Annotated in this window: 16 protein-coding genes; 15 read left to right on the top strand and 1 reads right to left on the bottom strand. The window is 51.7% G+C overall.

Features of this window, described 5'->3' with window-relative positions; all coding sequences use genetic code 11:
- Positions 1-4 precede the first annotated feature (4 nt).
- From M4I36_RS03520 to M4I36_RS03510, 3 genes are read left to right on the top strand one after another with little or no spacing between them, the layout of a single operon-like run.
- Entirely contained in the window at positions 5-877 is an 873-nt protein-coding gene (locus M4I36_RS03520) for a hypothetical protein (RefSeq protein ID WP_258110281.1), read from the top strand.
- Positions 874-1,134: an EscU/YscU/HrcU family type III secretion system export apparatus switch protein gene (locus M4I36_RS03515; RefSeq protein WP_258110280.1), complete on the top strand. Its 261-nt coding sequence runs from the start codon at positions 874-876 to the stop codon at positions 1,132-1,134. Before M4I36_RS03520 ends, M4I36_RS03515 begins: the two co-directional genes overlap by 4 nt.
- Positions 1,118-1,489, top strand: coding sequence for a YraN family protein (locus M4I36_RS03510; protein ID WP_258110279.1), 372 nt, complete (start codon positions 1,118-1,120; stop codon positions 1,487-1,489). The genes M4I36_RS03515 and M4I36_RS03510 overlap by 17 nt, the downstream gene beginning before the upstream one ends.
- A gap of 42 nt (positions 1,490-1,531) precedes the next feature.
- Here M4I36_RS03510 and M4I36_RS03505 read toward each other — a convergent pair whose 3' ends face one another.
- Positions 1,532-2,998 carry a YifB family Mg chelatase-like AAA ATPase gene (locus M4I36_RS03505; RefSeq protein WP_258110278.1) on the bottom strand — a complete coding sequence of 489 codons (1,467 nt, stop codon included), beginning with the start codon at positions 2,996-2,998 and terminating at the stop codon, positions 1,532-1,534.
- Positions 2,999-3,211: 213 nt separating this feature from the next.
- Here M4I36_RS03505 and M4I36_RS03500 point away from each other — a divergent pair, with 213 nt between their 5' ends.
- The 12 genes from M4I36_RS03500 (at position 3,212) to fliF (ending at position 16,045) form a co-directional block, all read left to right on the top strand.
- Positions 3,212-3,592, top strand: a complete 381-nt coding sequence (locus M4I36_RS03500; RefSeq protein WP_258110277.1) for a hypothetical protein — start codon at positions 3,212-3,214, stop codon at positions 3,590-3,592.
- A 340-nt stretch (positions 3,593-3,932) separates the two neighbouring features.
- Positions 3,933-5,087 carry an ADP-forming succinate--CoA ligase subunit beta gene (sucC, locus tag M4I36_RS03495; RefSeq protein WP_258110276.1) on the top strand — a complete coding sequence of 385 codons (1,155 nt, stop codon included), beginning with the start codon at positions 3,933-3,935 and terminating at the stop codon, positions 5,085-5,087.
- Positions 5,088-5,099: 12 nt separating this feature from the next.
- The gene (gene sucD / locus M4I36_RS03490) at positions 5,100-6,005 is read left to right on the top strand and encodes a succinate--CoA ligase subunit alpha (protein WP_258110275.1); all 906 of its coding nucleotides are present in this window, start codon (positions 5,100-5,102) and stop codon (positions 6,003-6,005) included.
- Between the two features lie 162 nt (positions 6,006-6,167).
- Positions 6,168-7,247, top strand: coding sequence for a DNA-processing protein DprA (dprA, locus tag M4I36_RS03485; protein ID WP_258110274.1), 1,080 nt, complete (start codon positions 6,168-6,170; stop codon positions 7,245-7,247).
- 124 nt (positions 7,248-7,371) lie between these two features.
- Positions 7,372-9,468 (top strand): type I DNA topoisomerase, encoded by a 2,097-nt coding sequence (gene topA, locus M4I36_RS03480; protein WP_258110273.1) that lies wholly within the window; start codon positions 7,372-7,374, stop codon positions 9,466-9,468.
- 51 nt (positions 9,469-9,519) lie between these two features.
- The gene (gene trmFO / locus M4I36_RS03475) at positions 9,520-10,839 is read left to right on the top strand and encodes an FADH(2)-oxidizing methylenetetrahydrofolate--tRNA-(uracil(54)-C(5))-methyltransferase TrmFO (protein ID WP_258110271.1); all 1,320 of its coding nucleotides are present in this window, start codon (positions 9,520-9,522) and stop codon (positions 10,837-10,839) included.
- 79 nt (positions 10,840-10,918) lie between these two features.
- Positions 10,919-11,476 (top strand): ATP-dependent protease subunit HslV, encoded by a 558-nt coding sequence (hslV, locus tag M4I36_RS03470; RefSeq protein ID WP_258110270.1) that lies wholly within the window; start codon positions 10,919-10,921, stop codon positions 11,474-11,476.
- Between the two features lie 21 nt (positions 11,477-11,497).
- On the top strand, positions 11,498-12,880 hold the full coding sequence (gene hslU / locus M4I36_RS03465; protein WP_258110269.1) for an ATP-dependent protease ATPase subunit HslU: 1,383 nt from the start codon (positions 11,498-11,500) through the stop codon (positions 12,878-12,880).
- Positions 12,881-13,140: 260 nt separating this feature from the next.
- Positions 13,141-13,566 (top strand): flagellar basal body rod protein FlgB, encoded by a 426-nt coding sequence (gene flgB, locus M4I36_RS03460; protein WP_258110268.1) that lies wholly within the window; start codon positions 13,141-13,143, stop codon positions 13,564-13,566.
- A gap of 5 nt (positions 13,567-13,571) precedes the next feature.
- On the top strand, positions 13,572-14,021 hold the full coding sequence (gene flgC, locus M4I36_RS03455) for a flagellar basal body rod protein FlgC (RefSeq protein WP_258110267.1): 450 nt from the start codon (positions 13,572-13,574) through the stop codon (positions 14,019-14,021).
- A 37-nt stretch (positions 14,022-14,058) separates the two neighbouring features.
- Complete coding sequence (gene fliE / locus M4I36_RS03450) at positions 14,059-14,364, top strand: flagellar hook-basal body complex protein FliE (RefSeq protein WP_258110266.1); 306 nt, start codon at positions 14,059-14,061, stop codon at positions 14,362-14,364.
- Between the two features lie 154 nt (positions 14,365-14,518).
- The gene (gene fliF / locus M4I36_RS03445) at positions 14,519-16,045 is read left to right on the top strand and encodes a flagellar basal-body MS-ring/collar protein FliF (RefSeq protein WP_258110265.1); all 1,527 of its coding nucleotides are present in this window, start codon (positions 14,519-14,521) and stop codon (positions 16,043-16,045) included.
- Positions 16,046-16,070 lie beyond the last annotated feature (25 nt).

The following is a 16,070-nucleotide window of genomic DNA, read 5'->3' as shown; positions in this document are numbered from 1 at the left end:
TTCGATGGAATCGATACCGCCAGCCGTCAATACGTCAACGGTCAATACCTCAACTGTTCCGACTGCAACGAGCGGTTCTTCGAAAACGCGCTCAGCATCGGTGGATAAGCCAGAAACGCAGGATGTAACTTCTTCGCCCTCTCGCAGCGACGAGGTCACATCCCGAGACCTAACCGAAGGGTCTTCAGTCTACGCTGAGTTTGAAGCTCGGTTACCGACCTCCATTCTCTCGAGCCAAGAAATGATGGACACTGAGTGGGCCTGGCGTTCGATGCTGAGTCAATCGATGGTGCAGGCAGGGGTAAAGGAAGATTCGAATGCTGTGACGGTGAGTCCGGAAGATGCATTGCAAAACTTTTGGCGTATGTTGGATGAACTCGCTGTAGACAGTTCGTCGGAATTGGTTGGGTTGGACAAGGGACCTTCGGGAAACCCTCTTGTTTCGTTCAGTACGTTGCAGGTAAGTGACATTCCGGCACTTCGGGCGAGTGGTCTGTTGGCACCAGTCCTCCTCGACCGGCTTACGGCGGCTACCGTCATAGATCCTTATGAGCGGTCGGGAAGAGGGCTGTTCTTGACTGCAGAGCGCTCACGGGGCAAATCCCGCGCGGTGCGCTGGCAAGCCAATCGACAAACGAAGTTAGGGACGGCTGGTAGGATTGTTCACCGCATTGACCTCAAACTGAGCTTGGCGAGCGGTTCCGTCTCGTTGCAAGTGACGGCGATGCAACCTTTTTTGTTTGTCCACCTCTCGTCAGGAGATGTGATGACCCTGCGCGATTTTGAGTCCAACGAATCGGCTGCGAGACTCGCCCTGCGTCAATGCGGCTGGGAGTTGCGGCAGTGGACGACCGGACTGGAGGAGATTTTGGAATGACTACGAGGCGAGCTATTGCGCTCCGTTACGAACATCAGTCTGAAGCGGCTCCGCGCGTGGTTGCCAAAGGAACGGGCGAGGTCGCCGCAACCATCGTCCGCTTAGCGGGTGAACATCGTGTTCCATTGCACGAGAGTGAAGAACTGGCGGAAGCTTTGATGCGAGTTGAGGTAGATTCTGTCATTCCTCAAGAACTTTACGAACCGGTCGCACAGATACTGGCGTTTCTCTTCCAAAAGCGTGAAGAACACTCATGAACTCGGCAAGATGGGAGAGAGCTTCGCGGCAGAGTATGTGGAGCGGACCATGGGTTGGACGATATTGGAGCGCAATTGGCGATGCCAGTTTGGTGAGTTGGACATTGTGGCACGACATAATGACTGTATCGTCGCCATTGAAGTGAAAACGCGCGACCAAAGACAGTCTTTCGGTACTGGCGCGGAGTCGGTGGATGCCCGCAAGCGGGCACGTCTTTGTCGATTGTTAGGCGTTTATTTGGATAGGCATATTGAAAGCAGTGTTTGCGAGGCGCGGGTAGACGTGATCGATATAGTGACAAAACGAGGAGTCGTCGTGGATTTTCTCCATGTTTTCAATGCCGCAGAGTGGTGATACAGAAGACGTGCCATGTCCATGAACGTCGCAGGCTCGTGTCTATCGGATTTGCGGATTTCGATACTGAAGTGCCTCCAGTAACTGAGGTTCTCCAGGAACTTCGATTCCGTCGAGAACCGCAATACAATTGGCAATGTGGCGGACACTTTCCAGTCCGCGCCGAGATATTCCCAATGCTGCGGCAATCTCGGCCGACCGAACTAAGAATGACGGATTTGCGAGTCGAGAACGGGTCGAAGACAGAGACAACCTCGTTTGTGCCGACAGCGCTGCCTTGGCTTCGCTCACGCGTGATCTTATGAATTGGGATTTTTCCGGCATAGACACGGGGAATTTCTGAATCGACGAACTCTGATGTACGGCAATGACGAGGTCGAAGCGGTCCATCAGCGGGCCAGCAATTTTGCTCCAATATCGATTTCGCTCACTCTCCAAGCATCGACACACGCCAAAACCATATTGACCACATGGGCACGGATTGCTCGTGGCTATGAGGATAAAGTCGGCCGGAAGAAGAACCGACTGTCCGGCGCGCGAAATTCGGATTTGTCTCTCCATCAACGGCTCGCGCAAAGATTGCAAAGCAGAGCGGTTAAATTCTAGGAGTTCGTCAAGAAGCAGTACACCTCGGTGGGCGAATGTGGCCTCACCGGGGTATATCGGATGTCCGCCTCCCGTGAGTCCTGTGCTCGAAATGGAATGGTGAGGGGCGCGCACAGGCGGCGTTGCCGAGCACCAATCGACATTGCTGAAGGAGTGCAGCAGCGATACGACTTCGCGTGCGTGGGTGGGAGGCAAAGATGGAAGTAGAGTGACAAACCGTTCGGCCAACATCGTCTTTCCGCTACCTGGTGGGCCGACGAGGAGGGTATGAAGTCCGCCAACGGCCGCGATTTCGAGACCACGCTTGGCAAAGGTCAGATTTTCGACTTCACACATGTCGCATGCTTCGTGCCGTTTGAGTTTCGGAGGCAGGGGTCGATGCGTTGTTAGTTGACCCAATCCATTCAACCAGTCCGAAACTTCTAGCAAGGTGGTGGCGTTTTGCCACGTAGCTTGGTTCAAAAGCCACTCTCCGTCCCTCTGTAAGTGTGAGACGACGACATTCGGTAAACTCTTTTCCGCACAGGCGTCGGTTAAGCGCAGTGCTTCGGGGAGCGGCAATAACTCACCTGTCAGTGCCAGTTCGGCGAGAAAAGCAGCATTCTCCGGTCGTGGAGCGAGTTGGCGCCCAGCGCGCAGGATGGCAATGGCGATAGCGAGGTCTAACCCTACGCCGCGTTTTCGAATGCCCGCAGGGCTTAAATTGACGGTAATGCGACCGCGCGGGAATTCAAGTCCACTGTTACGAATGGCGGAGCGAATGCGAGCTTTGGACTCATTGACAGATGAGTCTGGTAAACCGACTACGGTGAACTGAGGCAGGCCTGCACTGACATCGGCCTCTACTCGCACCACTTTGCCCTCCATGCCATCGAGCACCGCTCCATACGATGTTCCAATCACCTAATTTCCTCTCCCTGTGAAAAGAATGTGTTTTTCGGTCGACTCGTGTCGCTGTCAACTTTTCGGTATATGAACATATAACAAGATCATCTTAGATTCCGCCATGATGCCGAGAAAAATTGCAAAATGCGCACGAACATGTATTGCACCAATATCGCTCGAAAGTTACGATCAGTACCATGACATACTTGATGGTGAGATGAGGTGCATTCCATGCAGGAACCGAAAAAGCGCCCAGAGCGTCCCAGGCGTCCGGTTGCCAGAGGCGAGCGAGTGGTGGATCTCAAGTCGTTTCGGTCGCGTCGCAGGGCTGCGGAATGGCGTCAATCGCACGTCAATCTCCAGGCGATACTGTTCTTCTGTGCGTATACACTCGGTGCGCTATCCTTGGTCTTTGTGGGCATCGGCTACCTTTCCCAAAAATTTGCTCCGAGTTCGATGATTGTGGCCATGTTTCTGGCAACCGTGGGTTTCGTCCCTGCGCTCGCCTTGGCGGCTATGCGCAATCCGCGCGCGACCAAGCCGCTCGGAGTATTGGCGGTCTGTCTCTTAGTGGCTTACGTCGCTTCCCTGACCAAAACCGGATTTTTCTAAGAAGACCTTTGTATCCCTTCCTTGAGAGCATGCTCTTGTGCGTTTTTAAGAGTGGATGAGTTCGTTTGACGTCAGACTTTCATAGTTTTGTCGATTCGACTAGGGCAAGGTAACCTGGTCGTTTTCCCTTGTCAGGAATTCCGCCTCATTGTTTAAAGAGATTGTTTAAAAAGTTTGTTTAAAAAGATTTGCCATACGTGGCGAAAAGGGGATATTGTGCAAGTTGTAAATGGGGGTCCACTGTTCTATGCTATGAGAGGATAAAACCGAATGGTATTTTGGTCTATCCGAACGGTTGTAGAGACATTGTCAAAGCAACACTTGAGGGAGGCTATGGAGAGTGAACATTCACGAGTATCAAGCGAAAGCCGTGCTCGCCCAGTATGGCGTTGCCGTTCCGCAGGGAAAGGTCGCGTTCACGGTCGAAGAGGCGGTAGAAGTAGCGCGTGAGTTAGGTGGAAAGGCAGTTGTCAAAGCGCAGATTCACGCTGGTGGCAGAGGCAAAGCAGGTGGCGTCAAGTTAGCGCGTTCGCTCGAAGAAGTGGAAGAGAGTTCTCGAGCACTGTTGGGGAAAGTCTTGGTTACGCATCAGACTGGACCCGCCGGGAAAGTCGTCAAGCGGCTTCTGATTGAACAGTTGACCGACATTAAAAAGGAATACTACATAGGTCTGGTGCTCGATCGCGCTATTGGACGGATCGTCATGATGGCCTCGGCTGAAGGTGGCATGGAAATTGAAGAAGTGGCTGCCAAAACGCCGGAAAAAATATTTCGCGAACAGATTGACCCCGCGACAGGCCTGATTCCTTTTCAAGCCCGCAATTTGGCGTTTCAGATTGGAATTCCAAGTGAATTGGTGAACAAGGCCGTGAAATTTATGATGGCGCTTTACGCGGCGTTTGTTGACAAAGACTGCTCGATTGCCGAGATCAACCCACTCGTCGTAACGGGTGACGGCAATGTGCTGGCTCTTGACGCGAAACTGAACTTTGACGACAACTCGTTATATCGTCAGCCGCAGATACAAGAGTTGCGAGATTTGGACGAAGAAGACCCGAAAGAGACAGAAGCGACAAAATTTGGTCTGACCTACATTGCCTTAGATGGCAATATTGGTTGCATGGTCAATGGTGCAGGTTTGGCCATGGCGACGATGGACACCATCAAGTATTACGGTGGAGAGCCAGCCAATTTTCTGGATGTTGGCGGGGGAGCTACTGAAGAGAAGGTTACAGAAGCATTTAAAATTATTTTATCCGATAAAAACGTTAAAGGCATTCTGGTCAACATCTTCGGCGGCATTATGAAGTGCGACATCATTGCCAATGGTGTCATCGCTGCAGCGCGTCAGATTGGCCTAGACAAGCCTCTTGTCGTTCGTTTGGAAGGCACGAATGTAGACTTGGGTAAGAAGATATTGAATGAGTCCGAATTGAACATCGTCGCCGCAGATTCTTTGGCAGATGCTGCTCAAAAAATGGTCGCTTTGGTGTAAGGAGGAGAAATCGTGAGCATTCTTGTCAATCGACATACGCGGGTCATTACGCAGGGAATCACTGGGTCGCAGGGTCTTTTCCACACAAAACAAGCTATTGAATATGGCACTCAGATGGTCGGAGGAGTTACACCTGGAAAAGGTGGAACAACCGTCGAAGGGGTTCCGGTCTTCAATACGGTAGCAGATGCTGTTCGCGAGACGGGAGCCAATGCTTCTGTCATTTATGTTCCCCCCGCTTTTGCCGCCGACGCTATTATGGAAGCGGTCGATGCCGAACTGGATTTGGTCATCTGTATTACCGAAGGAATTCCCGTCTTGGATATGGTTAAGGTCAAACGCTACATGCAGGGACGTCACACTCGTCTGATTGGACCGAACTGTCCCGGTGTCATCACTCCCGCAGAGTGCAAAATTGGCATCATGCCTGGCTATATTCATACTCCTGGAAAGGTCGGCGTGGTCTCCCGCAGTGGAACCTTGACGTATGAAGCGGTGTATCAATTGACGGTCCGCGACATTGGTCAATCGACTGCCGTTGGCATTGGTGGAGACCCAGTCAACGGTACAAACTTTGTAGATGTTCTCAAGCAGTTCCAGGACGATCCCGATACAGAAGCGGTCATCATGATTGGTGAAATTGGGGGTACGGCGGAAGAGCAGGCTGCGGAGTATGTACGCGACCATATGACGAAACCTGTAGTGGGCTTTATCGCAGGAGCGACCGCACCTCCGGGACGTCGCATGGGCCATGCAGGTGCCATCATTTCTGGTGGAAGTGGCACAGCCGAATCAAAAATTAAGACCATGGAGTCTTGCGGAATTCGCGTGGCGCCGACCCCGTCAGAAATGGGCTCGACACTGTATTCCGTGCTGGAGCAAAAAGGTTTGTTGGAGCGTTGTAAGATTTCGAAATAATGGGTGGCGTCTCACGCCGTTACTTCCGTTGCGTTGCAAAATTAAGTGTTGATTTTGGGGAGAATCTTGCTGCCGATAGCAGGATTCTCCTTTAATTTGTCGACATCGTGCGACGAATCCGTCATATTCGATGAGACTCTATCGTCGAGGGGCAGATTTGTTGTGGAAGAAGATATCTTAAAGTTGTTGATGCTGGCACCTGCTTTGGCACCAAGTTTAGCACGGAGACTGGTCCGCGAATACGGTTGTGGGCTAGCTGTCTGGACAGCGGAGGAAACGGACTTGGTAGACAACCACCGAGTTATGAAAGATGTGGCCAAGCACTTTGTGCATTGGCGACGACAGGCGGACCTGAGCGACTGGGTGGACCCACTTGCGAATTGGGGCGTACGCATGCTGACGCTGTTGGATGACGATTATCCTCAAGCTTTGCGAGAACTACCGGATCGGCCTATTGGTCTGTTTGTGCGTGGAAATTGCCGTTTGGGGAGAAATCCGGTTGTAAGTGTCGTTGGGACAAGGCGAGCATCGCCCTACGGTATGGAGGCTGCGCGCTGGATTGGCTCGACACTCGCTCAAAATAGCGTGGATGTGGTGTCAGGGATGGCGCTAGGGATTGACGGCGCCGCGCATCGGGCAGCTTTGGAGTCGGGCGGGTACACCGTCGCGGTTCTCGGAACATGCATTCAGGAGGCGTATCCGCCGTCGCATCGTGTGTTGTACGAGAGTATCTGTGCCTCTGGCTGCTGTGTCAGCGAATATGGACCTAATCGCCGAACAAAGCCGTATTATTTTTTGGAAAGAAATCGCCTTATTGCGGCTCTCTGTCAGTCGCTGATTTTGGTTCAAGCTGGGGACAAGTCGGGAGCATTGACGACGACTGAGTATGCACTTGGTATGGGAAAGGAGATTTACGTGGTACCCGGACCGATTACCAGCGCACACTTTCGTGGGTCGAATCAATTGCTCTACGATGGCGCCCGACCCTTGGTTGACCCGCAGGACTTATTGAAAGATCTGGGTATTGACAACTCATGGTCTATGCGTTCTAGGCGTACTCTCCCTGAAAGTTGGGAGGCGTTGCTCGGCGCCTGCGTTGAACCACTTGGGGCGGAAGACCTTGCTGCGATACTTGATTGGCCTGTGCAAAATGTCTACGCAATTCTTCTTGAGGCGGAATTGGCTGGATATGTTCAGAGATTACCGGGAGCAAGGTACTGCCGCAACTCCGAAAAAGTGTGAAGTCTGTGTCACAATCGCGTCTGTCGCAGGCGTAATTAAATGGATAGGTTTGCAAACGTTTTTCCCGAGGTGATAATATGGGTGAACCACAGCGCGCTTTTCTACAGAGCGAGGAGGAAGCGGTTTGGCGGATTATCTGGTGATTGTTGAATCGCCTGCTAAAGCCAAGACCATCGGCAAATATCTTGGCAAAAAGTATACTGTGAAAGCATCCATGGGCCACATCCGAGACTTGCCGAAAAGTCAACTCGGGGTAGATGTGGACCATGATTTTGAACCTCATTATATTACCATTCGGGGTAAGGGAGACGTCATCAAGAGTCTGCGCGAGGCGCGGAAAAAGGCTAAGAAAGTGTATCTGGCGGCTGACCCCGACCGCGAAGGTGAGGCAATTGCTTGGCACCTTCAAAACATATTGGATATTCCTGAGAATGAGCAATGTCGAGTGGTGTTCCACGAAATTACGAAAGATGCGGTCAAGGCCGCGTTTGACGCTCCGCGACAACTCAATATGGACCTGATCGACGCACAGCAGACGCGAAGAATCCTCGACCGATTGGTGGGTTATCGTTTAAGTCCGCTGCTGTGGAGAAAAGTCAAGAAAGGCTTGTCTGCTGGCCGAGTTCAATCTGTCGCCGTGCGGTTGATTGTTGATCGTGAGCGAGAGATTCGAGCATTTCAACCAGAGGAATATTGGACAGTCGATGCAAAATTAATGGCGATGAAACAAAAATTTACGGCACGATTTCACGGGTATGGCCAAGATAGAACACCTTTGAACAGTCGCGAAGATGTGGAGCGACTGTTAGAGTGCGTTAACGGTCATGACTTAGTGGTCTCGAAAGTGAAGAAATCGGAGCGCAGGAGAAATCCTAGTCCCCCGTTCATCACCAGTTCTCTGCAACAAGAAGCAGCTCGGAAACTGGGTTTTCGTGCTTATCGCACGATGGCGGTGGCCCAACAATTATACGAGGGTTTGGAAATACGCGGGGAAGGGACCGTCGGTCTCATCACCTACATGCGGACGGACTCCACTCGTGTTGCGGAGACAGCTCAAGCGGAAGCTTCCGACTATATTCGCAACCGTTACGGTGCTGACTATGTGCCGGGCAAGCCGCGCCAGTATGCGACGAAAGGTGGAGCCCAAGATGCGCACGAGGCGGTTCGGCCGACCTCTGTTCTGCGCAGCCCGGACGCGATGAAGTCGGACCTCAGTAAGGACCAGTGGAAATTGTACAAATTGATATGGGAGAGGTTCATTGCAAGTCAAATGACCCAGGCGATTTTAGACACCACCTCAGTAGATTTGACGGCGAATGGGGCACTTTTTCGAAGCACTGGGTCGATTGTTCGATTTCCAGGTTTCATGGCCGTCTATACTGAGGGACAAGACGATGCTTCGTTGACCGACGAAGATGCAAAAACACTCCCTCCTTTGGCAGAAGGAGATGTCTTCAAAAGTCCTGAGTACGAATCGGAGCAGCACTTTACGCAGCCACCGCCGCGATATTCCGAGTCCAGTTTGGTCAAAGCGATGGAGGAATTGGGAATCGGTCGTCCGAGTACCTATGCTCCCACGATGGACACCATTCTTAAGCGTGGTTATGTGCTGCTCGAGAGCAAGCGGTTTGTCCCTACGGAATTAGGGGAAGTTGTGGTCGACTTGCTGACACAAAATTTCCATCAACTCATTGACGTGGACTTCACGGCTCAGATGGAAGGAGATTTAGATCAAGTCGAAGAAGGGCGAATTGAGGGAAATCAATTATTGTCTCGTTTTTACGAAACGTTTGAACACGACTTGGAACAGGCAGAAAAATCTTTAGAACATGTACACCTGACGGAAGAAGTATCGGACGTCATTTGTGAAAAGTGTGGTAAAAACATGGTTGTGAAAACGGGTCGATACGGAAAGTTTTTAGCCTGTCCAGGTTTTCCCGAGTGTCGAAACACAAAGGCAATTACCAAAGAAACTGGCGCAAACTGCCCGAAGTGTGGCAAGGTCATTGTGGAGCGCAAGGGAAAGAAAAGAAAAGTCTTTTATGGGTGTAGCGGATATCCCGATTGCGACTATGTGATTTGGAACAAACCAACGGGACAAAGTTGTCCAGTGTGTGGGCATCCGATGGTAGAAAAGACATCAAAGGGAAAAACGTGGGTTACTTGTAGCAATGAGGCTGCCCATGAGACGGCCGGATCGACCATGATGGTTCGTTCGTGATTCTCTGATGGGAGCCTGTATCGTCACTCCGAGCTGAGAGGGGGTTACTGTATGCGCGTGGTTGTGGTCGGGGCAGGGCTTGCAGGCTCTGAGGCTGCTTGGCAGTTGGCTCGGCGCGGAGTCGACGTTGACTTGTATGAAATGCGGCCCGTCAAGCAAACTCCAGCACACCATACGGATGGTTTTGCCGAGTTGGTCTGTAGCAATTCTCTGCGCTCGAATCAATTGACCAATGCAGTTGGGTTGCTGAAAGAGGAAATGCGCCGCTTAGATTCACTGATCATCGCGGCTGCGGACGCCCACGCTGTGCCCGCAGGTGGAGCATTGGCGGTCGACCGTGAAGGTTTTTCTCGCCACGTGACCTGCGCCCTAACGGAGCATCCGAGGATTCACGTGCACCGCGAAGAATGGGTGCAAATTCCGAACGAAGAGATCTGTGTTTTGGCCACTGGCCCGCTGACGTCGGAGATACTGTCCCGCCGCATCTCTGAGTTGTTGGGCGAGGAGTACTTGTATTTTTTTGACGCTGCAGCACCGATTGTGACGAAAGAGTCGCTGGATATGGATAAATTGTTTTATCAATCCCGTTATGACAAAGGCGACGCGGACTATTTGAATTGTCCGATGACGGAGATTCAGTTTGAGCAGTTTTATGATGCTCTGATTCACGCGGAAACCGCAGACTTAAAAGATTTTGAAGAAGAACGGTACTTTGAGGGTTGCATGCCTGTCGAAGTGATGGCGTCGAGGGGGCCAAAGACGCTCTTGTTCGGCCCGATGAAGCCTGTTGGGTTGACTGATCCGCAAAGTGGGAAGAGACCTTTCGCCGTGGTTCAACTCCGCCAAGACAATGCGGCCGCAACTCTGCTCAATATGGTGGGGTTTCAGACTCATCTAAAGTGGGGCGAACAGAGCCGCGTTTTTCGTCTCATTCCTGGATTGGAACAGGTGGAGATTGTGCGCTATGGCGTTATGCATCGGAATACTTACATCAATAGTCCGCATATCCTGTTGCCATCTTATCAGTGTAAGCGGTCGCCTAACCTCTTCTTTGCTGGACAGATGACTGGTGTGGAAGGATACGTTGAGTCTGCTGCATCAGGTCTGGTTGCGGGCATGAACGCTGCACGTCTAGCGACTTTGCAGGATGTGCTGGAGTTTCCTGAGACGACAGCCATCGGTAGCCTCGCGCATTACATAACTCATGCAGACACGCGCTATTTTCAACCGATGAACGCGACTTTTGGACTGCTACCGTCGCTGTCCGAAAAAGTTCGCGACAAGCGGGAGCGTGCGGCAAAAATGGCGGATCGAGCATTGGCTGAACTCGACGCGTTCCTAGACCGTTTTCAAGTGCGTGCTTGTCAGTGAAAATGTGTTGTCGGTCTAGTGCATCACAGTAAAAAGGTCATCGCGGCGGCTGCGGGCCGCACGAGAGGAGAGAGTGCCGATGGAATTGCATGCCACGACGATATTCGCCATTCTGAAAAATGGAGTAGGGGCCATGGCTGGAGACGGACAGGTGACTTTCGGGAATTCCATGGTGATGAAGCGCGGGGCGCGCAAAGTCAGACGTTTGTATCACGGAACTGTAGTTGCTGGGTTTGCTGGGTCTGTGGCAGATGCCTTCACGCTGTTTGAAAAATTTGAAGCGCGGTTGGAGGAGTATCACGGGAACATGTCTCGTTCTGTGGTAGAACTCGCCAAAGAATGGCGCTCTGACAAGGTTCTCCAAAAACTAGAGGCGATGTTGCTGACCATGAATTCAGAAAATCTGTACATTGTCTCCGGTGGTGGAGAAGTTATTGAGCCGGATGATGGAATTTGTGCTATCGGATCGGGCGGCCCTTATGCTCTCGCCGCAGGCCGAGCATTGGCTCGTTCGACGGATATGGAACCGGCCGAAATTGCACACCAAGCTCTGACTATCGCTTCGGAAATTTGCGTCTTTACGAACGACCACCTGGTCATCGAAAAGGTTGGAGCGGACCAGAGTATCGCGAACTGACTGAGCGGGGGGATGGGCAAAATGGAACGAGATTTGACACCAAAGCAAATTGTCGCTGAATTGGACCGGTACATCGTAGGTCAACGCGCTGCCAAGCGAGCGGTAGCGGTCGCTTTGCGCAATCGCTTTCGCCGTGCTCAGTTGGACTCGGAGTGGCAGGATGAGATTACGCCGAAAAACATTCTCATGATTGGGCCGACTGGTGTAGGGAAGACCGAGATTGCCCGAAGGCTTAGCAAATTAGTGGGTGCGCCGTTTATTAAGGTGGAGGCTACGAAATTCACGGAGGTTGGCTACGTTGGCCGAGACGTCGAGGGGATGATTCGCGATTTGGTCGAGACGGCCATTCGCATGGTCAAGCTTGAACACATGGACAGAGTGCGAGATGAGGCGCGGCGGCGGGCCGAGGAGAGAATTGTCGAGACTTTAGTTCCGGACCCCAGTGCGCGTAAGTCCGTTTCCAATCCACTCGAAATGCTGTTTGGTGGGGGGGGGAACAACACCACCCACAGTCAGCCTTCCGAGTCGATTCGTACAGAGCGGATGCGCGTGCAGCGGCAACTGGATATGGGCAACCTCGAGACGCAGATGATCGAAGTGGAGGTGGAGGAGCAAAGTCAGATGCCTCTCGGACTGATGCCTGGCATGGGGGCCGAAGGTCTCGGAAACCTGCAGGAAGCCCTCGGGAGTCTCCTTCCGAAGAGTCGCAAAAAGCGCAGAATGACCGTTCAAGAAGCGCGAGAAGTACTCATGCAAGAGGAAGCTCAGAAGCTAATTGACATGGATTCTGTCACTACAGAGGCCGTTCATAGGGCAGAAAATCGCGGCATTATTTTCATTGATGAAATGGACAAAATCGCTGGAAAAGAGTCTCGGGGTCAAGATGTATCGCGCGAGGGGGTGCAGCGTGATATTCTGCCCATCGTCGAAGGGTCGACGGTGGTCACGAAGCACGGTGCGGTCAAAACGGATTACATCTTGTTCATCGGAGCGGGTGCCTTTCACATGGCTAAACCTTCGGACCTAATTCCCGAATTGCAAGGGAGGTTCCCAATTCGCGTAGAACTAGAACCGTTGACGGCGGCCGAGTTCGTGAGAATTCTGAAAGAGCCCGAGCACTCGCTGATCAAGCAATACATTGCGTTGCTCGATACTGAGGGAATTCGTGTGCAATTTACGGAAGCGGGCATTCAACGGATTGCGGAAATGGCGCAAAAGGTGAATCAAGAGACTGAAAACATTGGCGCCCGAAGGTTGCATACGTTACTGGAACGCGTGTTGGAGGATCTCTCGTTTGAGGCGCCGGAGATTCACCTGGCTGAGATATCGATTACTCCGGAGTATGTGGATGAAAAGTTAGCGGGAATCGTTCTGAACCGGGACTTGAGTCAGTACATTCTTTGACCAGTACTCTCATATCTTTAAACTTTCTGCGAGGTCTGTATCTGTGCATTTGCCTGACCGACTCGATGGGAGTCGGTTTTTTTGTTGGGGAACATACGCGTTTTGTCGAAGGATGTCTGTTCATGCAGGAATTACGTTGTTCTTGACGAATATGCAACTACGACAAGTCCTAAATGGATTGAGATGTTCACCGACGCGCCACGTTTTCTGCATTCTCCTGAATTCGTCGGTGCGCAGTCTGACGCGCGAGGGGTGATGGTGTGTCGTTAGATGGTCTAACTATGGATGTTTTGGAGCGGGCGCTTCAGGTGGCTGATTTGCGTCAGCAGGTTTATTCCACGAATATTGCCAACGCGAATACCCCTGGTTACAAGGCTGAACACGTTTCGTTCGAAGTGACTCTGCGCTCTGCAGTTTCAAAGCCCAATGGTGGCACTGCCTTTGGAGCTTCTCATATTCCTATCTCCGTTTCCGGCTCTGGAATTGTTTCCTCTGCTTCGCAGTGGTTAGGTCAAACGCCGGCAATCACTGCATCAAGCGATACCTCGGTAGAGAATGATGGTAACAACGTCAACCTAGACAGCCAGATGGCGAAGATGGCTGCAAATCAGATTCGTTACAATGCGTTGGTACAAGACATGCAATTGCGGTTTCAGAGATTGGAAACTGCCATCGTAGGGGGCTGAACATAATGAGCGACTGGCTTGGTGGTCTGTCCATCAGTGCATCTGGGCTGACAGCGCAGCGGCTGGTAATGGATGTGATTGCAAACAACATTGCGAATGCTGACACCACCCGCACTCCAGAAGGTGGTCCGTATCGGGAGGAAATTCCGGTCCTATCTCCGATTTCGATGTCTTCTTCCTTTGCGAGTTATCTTCAACAGGCTGGCGTTTCTGGCATTTCATCCGCAACTGCTGGTGTGCAAGTATCAGGGATAATGCAGAACCCGAGTCCTTTTCGCCTTGTCTATGACCCATCGAGCCCTGATGCTGTGAATGGCTATGTACAAATGCCGAATGTTGATATTAGCACCCAAATGGCAGATCTCATGTCTGCTAGCCGAGCGTACGAAGCGAATGTAACAGCGTTTGACGCAACAAAGAGTATGGACATGGACGCGATTAACCTAGGAAAGTAAGCGTAGTCAAAAGACAACATTATTGGAGTGAGTATTGATGAGCGCGATTCTACCGTTCAGCCTGTCCACGAGTCTTTCCTCGACTGCACTGACTACGCGACATTCGTCAAATTCGTCAGCGGGAAATTCGTTTTTGCAGTATCTCCAGAACTCTCTCTCGCAAGTTAACCAGCTGTCTCAAAAAGCAGATAAGGCAGCCATGAGTTATGCGATGGGTGGTCCCGTATCCATCGACCAAGTGATGGTTGCCGAACAAAAGGCAACCCTTGCGCTCGACACTATGGTCCAAGTCAGAAATCGCGTGGTTTCGGCGTATGACTCCATTATGAATATGCAAATGTGAGCTTTGTTTTGGTACAGGTGATTTTGGACAGTCCTCTTTTCTGCCTCAAATCCAGGGTTTTCGGTACGCTTTTATACAACTGAGATGATGACTAAACAGCTCGCGCCAGAGTGAGAAACATTGCGCGCGTGCAAAAGGGCAAGGTGGAACGACTTTGGGTGATACTTTCAATCGGGTCTGGGGTAGGGTAAAGGGAAGATGGATGGCATTTTCGCCTACTCAGCGGCGAAATCTCTTGATTGCTGTCGTCGCTATTCTTGCGGCCTTCTTTGCAATCCTCTGGATCGCGCTTCGACCGAATTATGTGACGATTATGAGCGGCTTGGACAATAAGTCTCTCGGTCAAGTCCAAACGCAACTGGAGACGCTAAAAATCCCGTCGCAAATTGAAGGTTCGGCAGTCCTAGTGCCGAAGGCAGATGCCAATACTGCACGGATCCAACTGGCAATGGCGGGACTACCGAAGTCGGGTTACATTGGTTACAGTTCCGTGAAAAGTTCCTTTGGAATGACCGAAGACCAATTTAATTTACAAGTTCTCAATGCTCTTCAAGAGAGTCTGAATGGCACCATTGAAAGCATCAATGGCGTCGAGAGTGCGCAGGTGCACATTGTGATGCCCCAACAGCAAATCTTTATTTCGCAACCAGAGACAGGAGCCAAAGCTTCGGTCTTTGTGGAATTAGGGCCAGGCGTTCAGCTGTCGTCGGTGCAAGTGGCTGGGATTCAGCAATTGGTTGCGCACTCCGTCACCGGATTGACCCCGTCTCAAGTGACTGTGACTGACCAGGATGGTGTCACGTTGTCCTCACAATCTTCCGGGGTTGCCCTCAGTCCTACGACTTCGTCCGAAATTGCTCTCCGCAATCAAATTAATCAGACCATGACGCAGCAACTGCAGCAAGGATTAGATCAATTGGTCGGTCAGGGAAACGCCGTGGTCATAGTCCACGCGGATGTCACTTTTAATCAAGTCCAGAGTAAATCCCACATTTTGCAGACGTTGCCTGGGCAGACGACAGGGCTCCCGACGAGCAGTCAGGTCACACGCAGTTCTTCAACCAACGGAGCCAATACGGCCGGTGGGCCGGCGGGGCAAGCCGCGACCAATCCAAACTTACCGACGTATGCAGGCAAGGGGTCTAGTACTGGGCCATCGAGTTCGACGAGTTCTCAGACCACGACCAATTACACAAATAGCTATATCAATACGACGACGGTGAAAGACCCGGTACAAATCAAAGGGTATTCTGTCGCAGTGTTTTTGAATGGAACTACCCGAACCATTCCAGCATCTACATTGAGTCAGATCAAGACGTTTGTTAGTAACTCTGTTGGTCAAGGCGCGCCGGGCAAAGTCAATACCGTGTCTGTGTCACTCATGCCCTTCCATGTGACACCGAGTCAACCGGTTTCGTCGCACACTCATACGCTGCTTTATGAGCTGCTCGGCTTGTTGGCAGTTATGGCGATGGCTGGCGGCGGATATGCCATGTATCGTCGGCGCCAACGTGCTGCGGATGCACAGGCTGAACCGATTTTTGCGCAGACATCAGCCGTCGACGACATGGAAGGGGTTCCGCTTACGGATGATGAACGTATGCGTGAACAACTGGCTAATTTAGCCAACAAAAAGCCGGAAGAATTCGCGAGTCTGTTAAGAACCTGGCTGACCGAGTAAAGCGACGTGAGAAGAAAGGGGGATG

This window comes from Alicyclobacillus sp. SP_1, from assembly GCF_024706985.1.
Lineage (GTDB): Bacteria > Bacillota > Bacilli > Alicyclobacillales > Alicyclobacillaceae > Alicyclobacillus_I.
The sequence above is the reverse complement of the archived record's forward strand: the minus strand, read 5'-3'. Positions and strand labels throughout refer to the sequence as shown.

Coding starts and splice junctions, on each gene's coding strand:
- trmFO (WP_258110271.1), top strand. CDS start 9,520: ATGCGCGTGGTTGTGGTCGGGGCAGGGCTTGCAGGCTCTGAGGCTGCT.
- M4I36_RS03515 (WP_258110280.1), top strand. CDS start 874: ATGACTACGAGGCGAGCTATTGCGCTCCGTTACGAACATCAGTCTGAA.
- M4I36_RS03520 (WP_258110281.1), top strand. CDS start 5: ATGGAATCGATACCGCCAGCCGTCAATACGTCAACGGTCAATACCTCA.
- hslV (WP_258110270.1), top strand. CDS start 10,919: ATGGAATTGCATGCCACGACGATATTCGCCATTCTGAAAAATGGAGTA.
- M4I36_RS03500 (WP_258110277.1), top strand. CDS start 3,212: ATGCAGGAACCGAAAAAGCGCCCAGAGCGTCCCAGGCGTCCGGTTGCC.
- hslU (WP_258110269.1), top strand. CDS start 11,498: ATGGAACGAGATTTGACACCAAAGCAAATTGTCGCTGAATTGGACCGG.
- flgC (WP_258110267.1), top strand. CDS start 13,572: ATGAGCGACTGGCTTGGTGGTCTGTCCATCAGTGCATCTGGGCTGACA.
- fliE (WP_258110266.1), top strand. CDS start 14,059: ATGAGCGCGATTCTACCGTTCAGCCTGTCCACGAGTCTTTCCTCGACT.